The following is a 19385-nucleotide window of genomic DNA, read 5'->3' on the forward strand; positions in this document are numbered from 1 at the left end:
CGTAGATCATAACTGTAAGGGTTTGCCATACGAATGCAGAAATCAATCACTTCTCTATATATTCTACGTCCTAACTAAGATGGCGACTGCTATAAGTAATAAAGGCTGTTGAGAAAATTCTCGTTGAGCTACCCACTAGAGAAGTTAGTTGCCAGTACAAGTTGGCAAAATTATGCAGCCGTGATTCTGGTTAGTGATTTAGCCGAGAGTATACCACTGCTCAATCAACTAGCTCCAGAACATGTGGAATTGTGCACAGAAAATCCGCAACTCCTTGCCAATCAAATTAAGTGTGCTGGCAGCGTGTTTTTAGGACGCTATACTCCAGAAGCGATTGGTGATTATTTAGGAGGTCCCAACCATGTACTGCCAACTGCCCGTTCAGCTCGCTTTGCTTCTGGTTTAAGTGTCTACGACTTTCTCAAACGAATTACTCTTTTTTAGAATGTGACAAACAATCATTACAGACAATAGGCAAAGCATCTGTCACCTTAGCAGAAACAGAAGGTTTGCCAGCCCATGCAGGTAGTGTATCTGTACGCTTGCAATAAAAAGCTGAAATAATTTGTGAATCAGATATCAAAGATGAACTTGGTCATGGGTTTGAGGAATGCGATCGCAGTGGGTAAAATTCCCATTTTGGGAAAATTCACGAGAGATTTTGTGCAACCACTCGATAACGCTGTTCAATCAAAGGTGCAAACACTGTTCCAAATGAATAGCCTTGAGCTTCCAAATCTTCGAGATTTCCGGCTATTTTAATGAGAGCGATCGCAGTAGGGTTTCGTCTTTATAGAGTAATATCAGTCTAACTCCCAAGCAGCATAGAAGATTGAAAATAGGAGAAGTAGGCTTGTTCTTTAAAGCAACCGATAGCGATTTTGATATCACCACAGTACAGCTTGCGGTCTGAGTCTAGATCCGAATGGCGGCGATTGCTTCATTCTAAATAGAACAAGTCGGATTTCTTTGCACGTACCATTTTGTCATTTTCAATATGAACCAGATGTGAAGGTATTAACTTGACGACCATTAATTGTGGTTAACTCAAAAAAGAGTTCATCTGTTACAAAGCTTAGGGGGTGGAATGTTTGGGATGACTACTCGTTGGTGTTTGGGGATTGGGATAGGAGGTGCGATCGCTTTGGGTGCAAATTGTGCTTCTGCCCAAATCACCACCGATGGCACTCTGCCTAATAATTCCATCATCACATCAGATGGTAACACCACCAAGATCACAGGGGGTACACAAGCTGGTGGTAACTGGTAACTCTCAATCCCAGCACCAGAGAAGGCAAGAGTCCACCTGTTACCATCAAATCTACTACTGTTACGCCAAAACCCATTATAGAAGCTACTGGGTGGGTGACAAATGCCAAAGGGGAGTTGGAACTTACAGCGAATGCACTCACTAAGCCTCATGGTTTATGGCAGAACCCTGTATCTTGCCGTGCTGCTTCTTATCGCTCTTCCATCACTCTCAGAAAACAATAATCGAAGCAGAAAACTGAAACTATGACTAAATCAAGGTTTGAGGCTTTATTTTCTCATATAAATTCTTATTGTTAAAAAACGTACTACTAATTCACGTAAAGCCGAGTAGAAACCTGCTTGATTTCTAATTTTTTTAATTTTTCTTTTTGCTTCTGCTCAACTTACCTTCCCTGAGTCATTTTGTACTTTTTAGTCTAAAGTCCAGATGATAGCGTTGACGCCGTTGCAAAAAAATGGATAAAGTCGAGCTAAGAGTAGGAAGGAACATCTACACTTGACATTGATTAAAAGATTCTCGAATAAAATAGAGTGCATCGCGTTTTTGAACTTCCATACCGCCTCTATTCCAGTTTCCCCAACGAGTTATAAGTTTTTTCCCACCTTGGCGACGTTCAATAGCAACAGTAAAATTATTACGGAGTTCCCGATAACATCCATCCAAATTCGTCAAGGTCAGATCCAGTGCTGGGATATCAAATTTATTATTCCCTTTATTGACAACAAAAAATCCTTCACTACCTCGCTCCATTAGCAATACAGTCGGACTATCAATGGCTGCTAAAACATTTTCTTTGATATTTTTTCCCTGATTTCCTCGTTGATGCATAATTTGGCGGAATTTGACACCATATTTGATAAAAGAAACATCTCTGTTATCCCAGTTCAGTATTAAAGGAGTGCCACTTTCTCTCGCCAGGATATATGCTGTTGCAAGGAAAGAATCAGAAGGATCGTTATAGGGGTTAATGGCATAGGAATTAATCTCACGGATAGTATCATGATTTCTGCCAAAAGTGACGCTACGCGGATCGTTTATGCCTGTGGGAACTCGCAGAGAACGCAAATCTCCACCAAAGCTGAAGGCATTTTTCATTGAATTGTAGAGAACAAAATCTGTGACAGTAGCAATCCAGTTATAATTTTCTGCACTGGTGTCGCTATCTGTGATTACCTCAAGATAATTCCATGCTTTTCCTTGACTTTGTTGATCCACATAGCTGATGTACTCTTTGATAACATCTGCTGGGATATGCTTGGCAGCATCAAACCGAAATCCATCAATTCCTAAATCTAGCAATTTTTTTAAATGAGCTTTTTGAATTTTTTTAACATTATTGGTAAATCTCAAGTCAGGAAGACCACCTAACCAACAATTAATTTCTGAATCTCTGTTGCCATCACTATAATTAATTCTACAAGGTTTTTTACCTGGACTGTTTGAATCCGAATTAAAGTCATTTATAGAAAGACCTGGAAATTTAGTTAAATCTTCAAAATCATCATTACCATCTAAATTAGCCATGTGATTGAAAACAACATCAGCAATCACTTTGACCTTACAACTGTGGGCTTGACTAATAAGTTTTTTTAAATTTAAGAGTGAACCTCTACCTTCGATAATGCTGTAGTCTACAGGCTGATAGCGTGCCCACCATTCTGGAGCAGGATTAGATTTTTGGGCTGGAGAAATTTGAATGTGAGAATATCCTTGCTTCCCTATTTCACATACAAAGTTTTCAATATCAGTGTACTGCTGGTCAAATGCATGAAAAATCGCAGAAGGTTTTTCTCCTGCTGATGTCTTAATCGGGTAAATACAAGCTGTGCAGATTACAACTGCACAGATGAAGATATTTTTCATCAAAGATATTACTCCTAAACCGTATCGTGTTTTACTATTAGTTCGCCAAGGAAACTTGACCGAACAATTCGCAATTTGTAGTTCGCAATTCGCTTTTTCTGACAAAATTGTAAATTGATTATCCTTCGAGTCAAAGCCCCCACTGATTTAATTGCGAATGGGCGAAAAAGGAAATTGCAAATTGGTTTGACTCTTTATTGGGTAAGGGGAAAAGGTTTTTAATCCCTTACCCTTTACCCTTTTCCCAGCCCTCACAAGCTCGCTAGATGAAGGGTTTAAGACTAACTGCCTAACCAAATGCTTTAGCATCCTTTCGATCAAATATTTCTACAGAATCGCCACATCGAACCATGCATTTTTCCAGATGTGGAAAATCTGCAATTTCCACATCAAGATTTTCTCCTCCCATTAAGTAAACTAAGTTTTCGTCTCCTGTATTCCTGAGATGGTGGGCTACTGAAGGAGTTGGGAATGCCATAAACTCTCCTGGGAAAACCTCAAATTCTTCTCCATCGATTTCTGCGATCGCTTCTCCCGATAAAATATAAATCCATTCTTCCTCACAGTGGTGGGAATGGTAAACAAAAGATTCTTTCCCCACAGGAATAACAGCAAAGTTGACCCCACCCAGTACGCTTTAGCCCAACCATGCGTCCCATATATGTCCCCGATATTTCCGAATTTGGATTCCAAGGGTGAGAGAAGGTCTGCATACTGTCGGCAATTTCTTCAGCACGCAAAATCAAAGATTTTTTGTTTGTCATATTTCTTAACTTTTTAAGTAAAACATTTTAGTAATCATAGTTCTCACACATTCAATCTGGCTCAATCTATTGCAATTCAATGACATCATGTTCTATAATTTTTATTTCAACATTATCTATTTCTTACAAAGCTGAATTCAGGTAGCTTGTATTCTCAAACAAGAGTGAATTTCTTAACAATGCAGTTATACCAAATAGAGAAAGGGAGTATCATTTGAAGCAGGGGAAGAGAGGTCATTTGACTTGACTACTCAAATAATAAATACTTCCTATCCCAATTCAGTATGAGTGCTTAGATTACTCGCATCAAGCAGCTTCCTCTTCACGTCGCAATGCCTGGATACTAAAGTTCTGTGTATACGTTTGTTGCATCTTATATCACTCTCCAGAAAGGTAATCTCTAGAAACTTCAATAAAGTAGATAGAATTTGTCAAAGCCAGTTACCAACTAAAACATAAGGTGCCCAGTAGCCAGGACGACTGTAATTGGGATAATCTTTTAACAACTTTACTTGGGCACGACGCAAGGCTTCAGCCTTTGTCACCTCATTTTTAACTAACTCATGATAAAATTCACCAATTAAGATAGCAGTGGATTTATCACTGATATGCCATAGTGAAGCCAAGGTACTACGGGCGCCAGCTTTCACGGATGCTCCTGCTAGCCCTAGCGTGGCGCGATTGTCACCAGTAGCAGTTTGGCAAGCACTTAACACCAACATTTCCAAGGCTTCTGAGCGAGTTTGATCCCGACGACGCAGCAGGCTATCAAATTGCGTGACGTTGATCGGCCCATCATCTGCAAGTATAAAAGTATTCTCAACACTGGAGCTAAATTGACCGTGAGTTGCCAGATGTAACACATTAAATGGTACAGTATTTACCTTGCTCTCTAGGTTTTTGCTGTTGAAGTCTCGATCTAGTAACTGGGTGGTAGACGCGATCGCTTGGGAAATAGAGTCGAATTCTGATTTAATTTCTGGTAGCGGTGGAAATTGCTGTTTAAAGCCTTGTGGTGGTTGCACTAACCCGGCAGCTAGTACATTGAGTTTTGTTTGTGTCAAAGGTTTGAGTGCGAGTAACTGAAGTCCTAAGCTGAGTGCTACAGCGTATTTTTCTACCAGATATTGCTGACCGTCATACAATATAGCCATTGGCACATTTCGCAATATTCCATCCAGTACAAATACAAGGGTTTTGACGCCACTATCTTTTAAATCTGACTCAATTTCTTTGATTAACCACCCATAGACTTCCTGTGATAACGCCTGCACTTCCTCTGCGCGATCGGGTTCTAATAGATACTCTCTGAGTTCTCTTATAGTACCTTCTACCTCGTTCTGTGACTTGTTTACTGTATAATTACGCAGTGGCTGTTTAGGAATTTTGACAATCACTTGGAGTTGATCAGGCAAAATAATTGGATAAATGATTGCGGCTGTGGGATTATCTTTATCTACTATTGTGTCAAGCAAAACAGTTTTGGCATTAATGCAAGCTTCCCGGAAAAAGTCGTCTAATTCCGCTAGTTGCAGTGCTTCAATCCTCTGTCTAGCTTTGTCTAGCATTGGTTCGCTCGGATGAGTTTGCTGAAACTGTAACAATAATTCTACGGACTCTCGATATACAGGTTCTACGCTTTCTTTAAAGGAAAACTGGACATCTCGATTCACAACTACTAAGTCATTACGGAGAGTCTGCAACTCACCGATCGCAGTATCATAGCTGGCAATAGCGCCCTCAATCTCTCCCTGCTGTTTTAACAAGCGTCCTAACTGCCAATACCAACGATAAGCGATATCTGGGGCATTGATTGTTTGGGCTATGTTCAGTGCCTGTTGGGTGAGGTTCTGTGCTATTGACCATTGTTTAGTTTGTTCGTATACACTGCCCAGAGTCCCAAGGGCAAAGCTTTCCGCTCGTTTATCTGCCAAATCTTCAGCTTGTTGCAAGGCTCTTGCGCAGATTTGAGCAAGAGCTTGGGGTGTAGTCCCGAATTTCATCAAGCTTTGAGCTAGATTAATCTGGGCATAAATAGTTGTCACAGAAGCAGGTAGTTGTGCCAGTTGAGTTTGGATTTGCGGCAATAGTGTCTGCACGGCGGCTGTTTGTCCCGTGTTCACTAGTAAATTCAACTGATTAACTTGAGCCTGAACTTTGCTAATCGGGTTAGGAGCGATCGCAGCAGCTTGCTGATAAAACTTTATTGCACCCTTAAAATCTTGCTGTACTTGTGCCGTGTTGCCTAAACTGAATAAAGCCGCGCTCACATCCTGGGGAGAATCCAATTTTTGGGCAATTGACAAACTTTGCTGTAGTACCTGACGGGATTGATTCAAATCTCCTGCTAATTGCAGAGCATTACCAAAAGACCGTAATTCTACTGCTTTACTGACTAAATTAGGTTTTGATTGTAACTCCTGCTGCAATTGAGTCAAGATTGTTAAGGCCCGACGGTAAAATCCTAAAACTTGCCATGCTTGTGCTTGATTGATGCGATCGCGGGTAATGCCATTTTGATCGCCTAATTGTTTATAGCTGACTTCCGCACGTTGCCAGGTGTTAAGTGCCTGTTCAGCTTGTCCCAAGTCTAGCTGAATACTACCTTGAATATCTAGGATTGGAGCCAAAACCTGAATATTTTGAGAATTAGAGGATTTTTCGAGCAACTTCAAGCTATCTGTAATTGCCTGTTGCGCTGGTGGCAAATTACCCATTTTTTGATATGCCAACGCCAAATTACTTAATGCCACAGCTTGCTGCAATTCATTGCCCTGACTGGCATAACTTTTAACTGCTTGTTGCAAAACTTTAACCGCTTCTGCAAATTGTCCTGCCTCATACAGCACTTTAGCCTGTTGCAGCAAGTCTTGTGTTTGTGCAGGAGGATTTTGGATTGAGACTCCAAAAGTCGCGATATGTTGTGTCTCTAAAGTTGCAGCAACAGGAAAAGCAACAACGCACAAAAAAGCTGTCACCAGAACCAAGAGCATGAAAACAGGCAACTTATAGATTTTAAAGGGAAGAGTGAACCATATATTACATCCGTTACATATCCTTTGCCACTGATTATTTTTATAATTCTTGAGTTTCATCGTAATTCCTCCCCCGACTCTTGGAGTAACGAATTATTGACTACAGGACATGGCAGAGGGAATAAAAAAACTTTGAGGAAATTGAGCCACGAGCATAATATTACCATTAGCATCGGCAATCCATCCTTGAGCCTCCACAATCCGATCGCTAGATTTGGTCATAGATGCAGTAGATGATTTATCCGTGATGGCTGTTGCTTGTGCAGGCAAATCTACCCAACCAGTAATCACTACTCGTCCCCGCAACGGTTCATTGGGACTTTGGGGTAATCCACCGCGTCCGGTAGCGATAAAACTACTGGCATTTTGTCCTCTTCTGGGAGTGCAACCTTGGGCAATTTGTTGGGATGCATCCACGAGGTTAGAGGGTAGTTGAATTAAGCCGCGACTAGGGTCAGTATCTGGAGTGTTGATAGTTACCTGACCGTTTAAAGTAGGACTTGTCTGGGAAATTGCCGTGATCCTACTTGGAAGCTGTTGAAGGTCGAGTTGAGCTAGGTCATTAGTTCCCAACAGTCGCACCAAGTCTTCTCGACTCAGCACTGTCATACCAAAAATACCAGTAGCGTTGATTGTAACTTTGCCACCAGAGCCTTTGAAGGCATTGGCGGTGATGTTGCTATTTTCATTGGGAACGGCGACGAGGAAAGGAGTGTTAATCGTAATGTTGCCACCATTACCACCAGCCTGGGCAATGCCTGCGGTGGTTGAAATCAGACTTTCACGGCGCAGCAGGAAGATATCTTTTGCTGATACGACAATATCTCCTCCGTCACCAGATGTAGTTAAAGATACAACACCACCTCGATCGAGACGGATAGAGTCTGCCTCGACTTTTACGTTGCCTGCCTTTCCTTCTCCTGATGAACTGGCACTCAGAAAACCACTATTTAAAGAAAGGGAGCCAGTTGTGATGTTGATGTTACCCCCGTCACCAACTGCCCCAGGTTCTACACTACTAAAAGCACCACTATACAAGCCATTACGACCTACACCAGCAAAGGTAACGGTGTCATAAGCATCAATATTGACATTGCCCGCATTTCCCTTTCCAAAAGTGCTGGCAGCCAGTTGAGCGCCATTAGTAAGCGAAAGGGATGCTGTGGTGATGTTAATGTCTCCACCCCTACCCTTGCCATCATCATCTAAAGTACTGAAGGCAATAGTATCATCTCCATTCAAAGAAACAGTTTCTTGGGCATTAATTATGATATTACCTGCATTACCATTACCATCACTACTACTAGCTAGTTGAGCGCCATTGGTAAGGGAGAGCGCTCTTGTAGTGATGCGGATGTCCCCACCCCTTCCTTCACCTGTTTTTTCTAACGTGCTCAAGGCAAAACTTCTATTACCATCCAAGAACACAGCCTCTTTTGTATCAATTATGATACTTCCTGCATTTCCCTGTCCAAAGGTACTAGCAAGCAGTTGAGCATTATTACTGAGAGAGAGTGATTTGGCACTAATGCGGATATCTCCTCCCTGTCCTCTGCCTTTTTCTTCCACCCTGCTAAATATAGCACTGTTATCAAAGGCAACGGTATTGCGAGCATCAATTGTGATGGTACCTGCATCGCCCTGTCCATAAGTGCTACTGGCTACTTGAGCGCCATTAGTAAGTGAAAGCAACCCTGTAGTGATATTGATGTTTCCTCCCTTACCCACAGTATTAGATCCCAAAAAACTGAAAACGCCACTGGTAGAGCTTTTATCTACACTTACACCATCAAAGGAAACGCTATCACGAGCTTGGATAATCACATTGCCTGCATTACCAAGATTTCCTAAGTTTTGATTTGTTATATTTGCTCCGTTAACTAAAGAAACTGACGCTGCATTGAGGTAGATATTACCTGCATCACCTACACTATTCGACCCGATATCGCTAAATACACCAGTGATATTAGGCTTAGAGCTGTCGAGAGCATCCAAAACAATCGTACCTTGGGTTGAAATCGTCACATTCCCCGCATTTCCCTGTCCTAAACCACTAGTACCTATGTAAGAGCCATTGATGAATGCAACCCTATCTTGAGCTTGAAGTGTTACATTTCCAGCATCTCCCTGCCCAAAGGTGCTGGTTAGTACAGTAGCTGCATTTGTAAGCGTAAATGATCCTGCGGTTATGTTAATATCTCCTCCCTTTCCAGTTGCGCCTAGCATAGCGTTAGAAATGAGGCTGCCATCCCTAAGATTAACTGCCCCTGTTGCATTGACCTCAATGTTTCCTGCCTTGCTGCCAGTCGAATCCAACCCCAATCCTATTCCTGCCCGCAGGCTACTTCCTCCTAAAAGCTCCAAATTCCGAGCATTGATTGCAATACTGCCATCATTGTCTGTACGAACATTTATTTGAGCGCGATTAATCAGTGATACATCTGCTCGTTGCACCCCATCAGGAAAACTCAAACTTAGGTTATTGCCATTAATATTCAGCCCAACTGTTCCTGCACTTGCTAATCCTCCCAACTCTACTCGCCCACCAAAAGCATTTAACCTTCCACCATCCATGCTGATGTTGCCACCCACTAGTAGCAAACTTTGACCATCTGCTACACGTAAACCAAAGGCATCAAAGCCAGACTTATTGAATCCTGCTAGGGCGACTGAATTATTTTGAATCGGTGCAGCAGTAATTTGATTGAATAGCAAAGCGGAAGGATTAACTGTTAGTAATGAGGAAGAAGTCTGAGGATTAGTTGCACTAAATTCCAACCCATCACCAAACACAAAAGAATTCGCCGTACTTGCTACAAAGGAACCCGCCACATCCAGTTGTGCATTGTTCCCAAATAAAATGCCATTGGGATTGATAAAAAACAAATTTGCGCCACCATTCACCCCCAAAGTGCCAAGAATATTTGAGACGTTACTTCCTGTCACTCGTGTGAGAATATTGGAGATTCCCGTGGGATTGGCAAAATAAACTCGTTGGGATTCTTCGACATTGAATTCCAGGAAACTATGGAACAGGTTTGCACCGCGAATTGCTCCACCATCAATCCGGTCAGCCGGAAGCCCTTTAATATTGACATTGGGAGTGATTTTTGAAGAGTTATTACCCAATGTTCCATCAGGAGTAATCTGAGCTAAGACGTGATTTTCAAAACAAAATATGACATGAGCAAGCACTCCAATAATACTAAAAACTCCTAATAAATCTGAGTGCCAATTCTTATCTTTACAGGTTGTCATATCATAACCAGCCTCGCTTGCTCATTTCCTACCTGTGAATATGCAATTTTCTTACACCACGGCTTCGAGCCACATATTCAAGGGTTTTTTGCTAGCCGTCCTGATAAATTTTTATACAATTAATTTCAGCAGATATTTTAACTAGATCGGAGTAAAGTTTTTAAAACTTAAAGTTAGGTAATGCATCTGATTGTTTTGATCGCTTTTGGGTTTCATCGTAATTCCTCCCCCAACTCTTGGAGTAACGAATTATTGACTACAGGACATGGCAGAGGGAATAAAAAAACTTTGAGGAGATTGAGCCACGAGCATAATATTACCATTAGCATCGGCAATCCATCCTTGAGCCTCCACAATCTGATCGCTAGATTTGGTCATAGATGCAGTAGATGATTTATCCGTGATGGCTGTTGCTCGTGCAGGCAAATCTACCCAACCAGTAATCACTGCTCGTCCCCGCAACGGTTCATTGGGACTTTGGGGTAATCCACCGCGTCCGGTAGCGATAAAACTACTGGCATTTTGTCCTCTTCTGGGAGTGCAACCTTGGGCAATTTGTTGGGATGCATCCACGAGGTTGGAGGGTAGTTGAATTAAGCCGCGACTGGGGTCAGTATCTGGACTGTTGATAGTTACTTCCCCACTTACTCCCAATTGTGAACTCGCTGTAATGTCGCTGTTTTCGTTTGGGCTTTTTTGCGGGAGAATACCGAAAATACCGTTTGTTGTAATGTCAACTCTACCACCAATCCCTGTGAAGGCGTTAGCACTGATATCGCTATTCTCTTTGGGAACTGCAACGATAAATCTGGAGTTGATATTGATGTCACCGCCATTGCCACCTAATTTTTCTGTACCTGCGTTAGTGGAGATTTGACTGTTGCGACGGAGTAAGAGGAAGTCGCTATTGAGGTTGATATTACCACCGTTACCGGATGCAGATTCGGCGTTGAGTTTACCTTGGTTATCTAAGGTAATTTTGGGTGAGTTGATTTCGATGTCGCCGGTGATTCCTGAACCAGTGGCACTGACAAATAAGCCACTGTTAGCACCGATATTTAGTACGTTGTTAGGAAATTTAGTAATGCGATCGCTGTAACTAGGGTCAATACCCCTAATTATTACCTGCTCATCAGCGTTGACAGTTATTTTACCTGCACGTCCATTGCTTGAGGTAGTACTGGTGAGTTGTCCACCATTGAGTGCTTCAAAGAGATTTGCATTTACTGTAATATCGCCACCTTTTTGATTATTTCTAGTGCGTGCATCCAGTAAAGCGCCGTCTGATAGGCGAAAAATATTGGTGTTTATAGTGATGTTACCACCCTTACCTGTGGAAGTAGAATCAGTAAATGTAAATAAAGCACTAGAAAATCTTCTCTGTTGACTAGTCCCATAAACATTTATCGCATCTTTTGCATTGATGCGAATATTCCCTGCATTCCCCACTCCTGAAGTTGAGGCAAAAAGTCGAGCGCCATCACTTAGAGAGAAGTCACTAGAATCGATGTTAATGCTACCGCCATTCCCAAAAGTCCCCGTTTCCACATAGCTAATAATCGCACTGGAAAAATTGTTTTTCTCCCCAGTAATATTAACAGTACCTGTTACCAAAATATTGACATTGCCTGCATCCCCCTGTCCTGCTGGTTGGGTAGCAGATGCTCCACGAGTAATGGTTAGCAGTTGAGTGCCATCAGTGAGTGAGAGTGTTGTAGCATTGATGTTAATATTGCCTCCTTTACCTTTGCCTCCTGCTTCCACGGTGCTGAGGATGCTAACGTTACCTGCAAGGTCAACAGCATTTTTTGCACTCACTCTCACATTCCCTGCATTCCCCACTCCTGAAGTTAAGGCAGAAAGTCGAGCGCCATCACTTAGAGAGAAGTCACCAGAATCGATGGTAATGCTACCGCCATTCCCAAAAGTCCCCGTTTCCACATTGCTGCGAATCCCACTAAACGAACCGTTTTTCTTACCAGCAATATCAACAGCACCTGTTACCAAAACATTGACATTGCCTGCATCCCCCTGTCCTGCTGGTTGGGTAGCAGATGCTCCACGAGTAGTGGTTAGCAGTTGAGCGCCATCAGTGAGTGACAGTGTTGTAGCATTGATGTTGATATTGCCTCCTTTTCCTTTGCCTCCTGCTTCCACGGTGCTGAAGATGGCAGCGTTACCTGCAAGGTCAACAGCATTTTTTGCACTCACTCTCACATTCCCCGCATTCCCCACTCCTAAAGTTGAGGCTTGAAGTTGAGCGCTATCTCGTAATGAGAAGTCACCAGAGTCGATGGTAATGTTACCGCCATTCCCAAAAGTCCCCGTTTCCACATTGCTGCTAATCTTACTAGAAAAATCGTTTTTCTTACCAGCAATATCAACAGCACCTGTTACCAAAACATTGATATTGCCTGCATCCCCCTGTCCTGCTGGTTGGGTAGCAGATGCTCCACGAGTAATGGTTAGTAGGTGAGCGCCATCAGTGAGTGACAGTGTTGTAGCATTGATGTTGATATTGCCTCCTTTACCTACGCCTCCTTCATCCACGGTACTGAGGATGCCAGCGTTACCTGCAAGGGAAATAGCATTTTTTGCACTCACTCTCACATTCCCTGCATTCCCCACTCCTGAAGTTGAGGCTGCAAGGTAAGTGCCGTCTCGTAATGAGAAGTCACCAGAATCGATAGTAATGTTACCCCCATTGCCTTTTGAATTTTGACCCACAAGATTGAGAATCCCACTTCTGGAGTCAGCAACTTTGATTTCCCCTGTAGCATTAAGCGTGATATCCCCAGCAGTCGCCTCTGGTTGATCCAAACCTTTAGCGATACCAGCAGAAAGCCGACTCTCTCCCAAAATATCTATGTTGCGGGCATTAATCGCAATATCACCGCCACCAGCAGCTTCTACATACACACGCGCTTGATTGGTAAGCGATACCGAAGCACGGGTCACATTAAGAGGAAATTTTAAGCTGAGATTATCGCCATTAAAAAGAAGATTGACATTTCCAGGTGCTGCTAACCCCCCTAATTCAACTCTCCCGCCATAAGCATTTAACTCGCCGCCATCCATGATGACATTACCACCCACTAGGAGTAAACTTTTACCATCTCCTACTCGTAAACCAGATGCATTAAAACCTGCTGGATCTATTCCTGCTGGTGCAATTGACTTATTTTCAATTCTACTAGCCTGAAGTTGATTAAAAAACAATGCTGAAGGATTAACTGTTAGTAATGCAGAAGGAGTCTGAGGATTAGTTGCACTAAATTTCAACCCATCGCCAAACACAAAAGAATTTGCCGTACTCGCCACAAACGAACCTGCCACATCCAAACGTGCATTCTGTCCAAAAAAGATGCCATTGGGATTGATCAAAAACAAATTCGCGCCACCATTCACTCCCAAAGTACCGAGAATATTCGAGACGTTACTTCCCGTCACCCGTGTGAGGATATTGGAGATTCCCGTAGGATTGGCAAAATAAACACGCTGGGATTCTTTGATATTAAATTCACGAAAACTATGGAACAGGTTTGCACCGCGAATTGCTCCACCATCAATGCGGTTAGCAGCACTACCTTTAATATTGATATTGGGAGTGATTCTTGAAGAGTTATCGCCTAATGTTCCATCAGGGGTAATCTGGGCTAAAGCGTGATTTTCACAACAAAATATGACATGAGCAAGCACTCCAATAATACTAAAAACTCCTAATAAATTTGAGTGACAACTCCTATCTTTACAGGTTGTCATATCAAATAAGCCTCGCTTGCTCATTTCCTACCTGTGAATATGCAATCAATTTATTAAAAAATTTATTTACTATTAATTTCATTTCAGCAGATATTTTGACTAGATGAGAGTAAAGTTTTAAAAACTTAAAATTAGGTAATAGACATAAGAGTGAAATTAAATATGCGTTATCCAAAACCCTTGTAATAGAATGAAAACAGGCAATTTATGGATTGAATAAATCATCTCTTACATCCGTTATACATTTGTTGCCACTGATTATTTTTAAAACTCTTGAGTTTCATTGAAATTCCTCTTTTGAATCTTGAAGTAACAAATTATTGACTACAAGACATGGCAGAGGGAATAGAAAAACTTTGCCCAGATTGAGCCACAAGCATAATATCACCCTTAGCATTAACAATCCATCCTTGAGCTTCCACAATTTGATTGGTAGATTTGGTCATAGATGCAGTAGATGATTTATCCGTGATGGCTGTTGCTTGTGCGGGCAAATCTACCCAACCAGTAATCACTGCTCGTCCTTGCAACGGTTCATTAGGGCTTTGGGGTAATCCACCGCGTCCGGTAGCGATAAAACTACTGGCGGTTTGTCTTGCTTTGGGTGTGCAGCCTTGGGCAATTTGTTGGGATGCATCTACGAGATTAGAGGGTAGTTGAATTAAACCGCGACTGGGGTCAGTATCTGGACTGTTGATAGTTACTTCTCCACTCACTCCCAATTCTGAACTTGCTGTAATGTCGCTGTTTTCGGTTAGGCTTTTTTGCAGGACGATACCGAAAATACCGTTTGTTGTAATGTCAACTTTACCACCAGCTCCAGTGAAGGCATTAGCAGTAATATCGCTATTTTCTTTGAGGACGGCGACAATGAAGGGGCTATTAATGGTGATGTTACCGCCATCACCACCAAATTTGCGATTCCCGGCAGTGGTGGAAATTTGACTGTTGCGACGGAGTAGTAGCAGATCCTGCACCGTTAGCGCGATATTTCCACCTTGACCTCTGTTTGCTATTGCCGAGAGGAAAGCCTTATTGTCGAGGGTAAGAAAGCCTGCTTGTACCTGTAAGCTGCCACCCTTCCCGGTTCCTTGGCTATCTACGGCAATACCCGCACCATCTGCGATCGCTAACTGCATCGGGTCAATGAAGATACTGCCGCCATTTCCACTAGAGCCAGTCGCGGTGTTGGCAAACAACCCTGCTTCTGGGCGAACAGGATCAATTGTAGCTTTGGCTTGCTCCTCACCAAAAACTTTAGCAACAGAGTTAAAGCGATCGCTGAAGGTGGAATCACTGCCTGAAATAGTGATGCGGTCTTTAATTTTGACGTTGATGTTACCTGCATCGCCACTGTTGAAGGCAGTGGTCAGAAATTGCCCACCATTTATTACTTCAAGCACATTAGCATTAACAGTGATATTACCACCCTTGGAGCCGCTTTGGCTGCGGGCGCTCAAAACTGCCCCATCTGATACACGTAAGATACCAGTAGTAACGCCCAGTTCACCACCTTGTCCACTGGCTCCACTGCTGGTGGTTGTAAACAACCCACTAGAGAATCCGCCTGCACGACCATCTTCAAGGACTGGGAACAAAGCAACTCCAGAGAGTTCAACAGAATCTGTTGCATTGACTAGAATATTTCCTGCATTTCCCTGTCCTTGAGTGCTAGCTGATAGTTCAGCGCCACCCGTTACAGAAAAAGACCGGGATGAAATGTCGATATCACCACCCTTGCCTACTCCTCCACGGTTCACAGTACTGAAGATATCAGTGCCACTACCTGCCAGAGAAACCGAATCTTTAGTTTGCACAAATACGTTACCAGCATTGCCCTGTCCACTAGTACTCGAAATTAGTGCAGCGCCATTGGTCAAAAAGAGTGAGCCAGCAGTAATATCGATCTCGCCACCCTTGCCCACCGCTTCAGAAGATACATTACTGAGGATACCAGTGCCACTGCCTGCTAGAGAAACCGAATCTTTCGCTTGGACAAATACGCTACCAGCATTCCCCTGTCCAGCAGTACTGGTTTCCAGTTGAGCACCGTTGGTCAAGGAGAGTGAACTAGCAGTAATATTGATATTGCCACCCTTGCCATTGCCGACAATTCCTTGATCTGGTATCAATCCCAAAAATCCGAAAGCCTCGAACTGGCTAGCTGATAACGCTCCCACCCCGCTGTAAACGCCGCTTGGTACAGGGATACCACTTATTTCCCCCGCACCGTCTAATAAAACTGCACCATCAGCTTTAATAGTTACGTTTCCTGCATTCCCCTGTTCACCAGTGAAGGTACTCAATTGAGCGCCATTGGTTAGAGAAAACGAACCTGCGGTGATATTGATGTCGCCACCATTGCCAATGCCCACACTTCCTAGAGTTGCTACTCGTATCACCCCACTGTAAGCCCCGCTACCTCTAGGAAAGCCATCTATTACCCGTACACCGTCTAAGGAAACTGCACCATCAGCTTTAATCGTCACATTTCCTGCATTCCCCTGTCCAGTAGTGGCGGTAAATAGAGCAGCGCCATCAGTTAAGGAAAGCGAGTCGGCGGTGATATTGATGTCGCCCCCTGTTCCTACTCCTATAACATTGCTAGAAATGTAGCTGCCACTTGCAAGCGAGACTCTACCTGATGCCTGTACAAATACGCTGCCTGCATTCCCTTTTCCAAGGATGCCGGTAACTAAAGCAGCTCCATCAGTTAAGGAAAATGTCTTAGCTTTAATATTGATATCGCCACCATTGCCGACTGCTCCACTGTCTACACTGGTAAGCATGTTGCTATTTGTGAGAGAAATCAAGTCCGACGCTTGCACAAAAATGCTGCCGCCATTCCCCTGCCCAGAGGTGTTGGCAGACAGGGAAGCGCCATTAGTTAAGGAGAGCGACCCAGCAGTAATATTGATATCACCACCATTGCTGCCGACTACTTCTTTTGCTACACTGGTGCCGATAAAGCTATTGTTTGCAAGAGAGACTCTACCCGAAGCTTGCACAGATATGTTACCGGCATTCCCCTGCCCATATGTGCTAGTAAACAGGGAAGCACCATCACTTAGATAAAGCGCCCCAGTAGTAATATTAATATCACCACCATTGCCGACCGCTTCATTTTGTACAGGGCTAGCAATGATGCTATTGATGAGAGAAACCGAGTCAGAGGCTTGCACAAATATGTTACCTGCATTCCCCCGTCCAAGGGTACTAGCAATTAGGTTGCCATCATCAGTTAAGGAAAGTGTCTTAGCTTTAATATTGATATCGCCGCCCAGGCCTTCCGCTTCACTTCCTACAGCACTGAGGATGTTGCTATTTGCGAGTGAAACCGAGTCAGACGCCTGCACAAATATGCCGCCGGCATTCCCCTCTCCATATATACTGGCATCCAGTTTAGCGCCATTGGTTAAAGACAGCGACCCGGCAGTGATATTGATGTCACCCGCATTGCCTATCGCTCCCTTGTCCACAGAGGTGTAAACTCCACTGACATATTCGTTATTCACCCCATCAATAATGACAGCATCGCGGACATCAATATTCACATTGCCAGCATTGCCACGCCCAGCAGGGAGTTGATCAGAAGTTCCCCGCACGAAGGTTAGCAGTTGAGCGCTATTAGTTAAAGACAGCGACCCGGCGGTGATATTGATGTCGCCACCCGTTCCGACTGCTCCTGTTTCTACAGTGCTGTAGATGTGACTATTTACCAAAGAGACAGAACCTGATGCCTGCACAAAAATGCTTCCCCCACTCCCCTTACCAAAAGTGCCGCTCTCTAGATAACTACCATTGCTAAGAAAAAGTGACTCAGCATTAATACGAATACTACCACTGTTACCATTTGCATTATATACTGAGTCCCATATTGAACTTGTATCAACTTTGATTGCTCCCGTTACGTTGAGTGTAATATCTCCTGCCTGACTATCCACAGATCCTAAAGACGGTCGTATTCCTCCCACAAGCTCACTCCCTCCAGCAATATTTAGATTTCGCCCGTAGATGGCAATGTTGCCGCCATCCCCAGCAGCGACATCTAATCTAGCTGCGTTAGTAACAGACACATCTGTTCGCTCTACCCCCTCAGGAAAACTCAGACTCAGATTATTACCATCCATATTTAGTCCAACTGTTCCTGCTGCTGCTAATCCTCCTAACTCCACCCGCCCACCAAAGGCATTTAATTTCCCGCCATCGATGCTGATATCGCCACCAACTAACAGCAAACTTTGACCATCTGGTACACGTAGACCAAATGCATCAAAGCCTGATGGGTCTAATCCGGCTGGTGCTTGTGAGTTGTTTTGAATCGACGCAGCAGTAATTTGATTGAATAGTAAAGCTGAAGGATTAACTGTTAGTAACGAGGAAGGAGTCTGAGGATTAGTTGCACTAAATTCCAAACCATTGCCAAACCCAAAAGAATTCGCTGTACTCGCTATAAACGAACCCGCCACATCCAGCCGTGCATTCTTCCCAAATAAAATACCATTGGGATTGAGAAAAAATAAATTTGCACCGCCGTTCACCCCCAAAGTGCCGAGAATATTGGAGATATTATTTCCCGTCACTCGTGTGAAAATATTGGAGATTCCCGTGGGATTATTAAAATAAACTCGCTGGGATTCTCTGACATTGAATTCACGAAAACTATGGAACAGGTTTGCACCGCGAGTTGCTCCACCATCAATCCGGTCAGCAGCACTACCTTTAATATTGACATTGGGAGTGATTATTGAAGAGTTATTACCCAATGTTCCATCAGGGGTAATCTGGGCTAAAGCGTGATTTTCAGAACAAAATATGACATGAGCAAGCACTCCAGTAATGCTAAAAACTCCTAATAAATCTGAGAGCCAATTCCTATTTCCACAGATTGCCATATCATAACCAGCCTCGCTTGCTCATTTATTATCTGTGAATATGCAATTAATTTATTGATAAATTTTTCTACAATTAATTTCAGCAGATATTTGAACTAGATAAGAGTAAAGTTTTTAAAACTTAAAATTAGGTAATAGACATAGGAGTGAAATTAAATATGCGTTATCCAAAACCTTTGTATAGACGTAGCACTTCTATGTCTAAGCTCGACTTTATCCAAAATTAAGAACTTGGTTTTCTTTATCTGGCAAAAATTTTAGCTTTTTGGCAAATACTTTTTCAACTTCACAGATTATCGATGAAGTTGAAAAAGTAAAACTCCCGTCTCGCAGAGGTTTCAGCGATAGCTTGAGCGTTGCCAAAAAAATGGATAAAGTCGAGCTTAGCTCCCCGACTTTTTAAAAAAATCGGGGATTCTGAACACCGAGGTGAAAACTATTTTAGTCAAGTTGTTGAGTTGATAAGCAATAAAGCAAGCAAGTTAAAACTCCTACTGAATCGTTGCTTGCACCGTCAACGGTTCACTATAAAAAA

9 protein-coding genes and 1 pseudogene are annotated in these 19385 nt (G+C 43.0%); 4 read left to right on the plus strand and 6 right to left on the minus strand.

Annotation, left to right across the window (positions count from 1 at the left end; translation table 11 throughout):
• Positions 1-95 precede the first annotated feature (95 nt).
• From V7K89_RS31950 to V7K89_RS31965, 4 genes and pseudogenes are all read left to right on the plus strand, one after another.
• Positions 96-551, plus strand: a pseudogene (locus V7K89_RS31950) (histidinol dehydrogenase); the annotation flags it as partial.
• 34 nt (positions 552-585) lie between these two features.
• Positions 586-762 carry a hypothetical protein gene (locus tag V7K89_RS31955; protein ID WP_335194550.1) on the plus strand — a complete coding sequence of 59 codons (177 nt, stop codon included), beginning with the start codon at positions 586-588 and terminating at the stop codon, positions 760-762.
• A gap of 334 nt (positions 763-1096) precedes the next feature.
• A complete protein-coding gene (locus V7K89_RS31960; RefSeq protein ID WP_335194552.1) occupies positions 1097-1270 on the plus strand; it encodes a hypothetical protein in 174 nt (57 codons plus the stop codon).
• Positions 1271-1365: 95 nt separating this feature from the next.
• Positions 1366-1494, plus strand: a complete 129-nt coding sequence (locus V7K89_RS31965; protein WP_335194554.1) for a hypothetical protein — start codon at positions 1366-1368, stop codon at positions 1492-1494.
• A 268-nt stretch (positions 1495-1762) separates the two neighbouring features.
• Here V7K89_RS31965 and V7K89_RS31970 read toward each other — a convergent pair whose 3' ends face one another.
• The 6 genes from V7K89_RS31970 to V7K89_RS31995 all read right to left on the minus strand — a co-directional run bounded on the left by V7K89_RS31970 (position 1763) and on the right by V7K89_RS31995 (position 18850).
• A complete protein-coding gene (locus V7K89_RS31970) occupies positions 1763-3241 on the minus strand; it encodes an alpha-amylase family glycosyl hydrolase (RefSeq protein WP_335194555.1) in 1479 nt (492 codons plus the stop codon).
• 184 nt (positions 3242-3425) lie between these two features.
• On the minus strand, positions 3426-3737 hold the full coding sequence (locus V7K89_RS31975) for a cupin domain-containing protein (RefSeq protein WP_335194557.1): 312 nt from the start codon (positions 3735-3737) through the stop codon (positions 3426-3428).
• 594 nt (positions 3738-4331) lie between these two features.
• Entirely contained in the window at positions 4332-6893 is a 2562-nt protein-coding gene (locus tag V7K89_RS31980) for a CHAT domain-containing protein (protein ID WP_335194630.1), read from the minus strand.
• Positions 6894-7028: 135 nt separating this feature from the next.
• Entirely contained in the window at positions 7029-10193 is a 3165-nt protein-coding gene (locus V7K89_RS31985; protein ID WP_335194559.1) for an S-layer family protein, read from the minus strand.
• Between the two features lie 249 nt (positions 10194-10442).
• Positions 10443-13979: a two-partner secretion domain-containing protein gene (locus V7K89_RS31990; protein WP_335194561.1), complete on the minus strand. Its 3537-nt coding sequence runs from the start codon at positions 13977-13979 to the stop codon at positions 10443-10445.
• Positions 13980-14272: 293 nt separating this feature from the next.
• Positions 14273-18850 (minus strand): two-partner secretion domain-containing protein, encoded by a 4578-nt coding sequence (locus tag V7K89_RS31995; protein WP_335194563.1) that lies wholly within the window; start codon positions 18848-18850, stop codon positions 14273-14275.
• Between the last annotated feature and the right edge of the window lie 535 nt (positions 18851-19385).

The organism is Nostoc sp., assembly GCF_036917515.1.
Taxonomy (GTDB): Bacteria; Cyanobacteriota; Cyanobacteriia; order Cyanobacteriales; family Nostocaceae; genus Nostoc.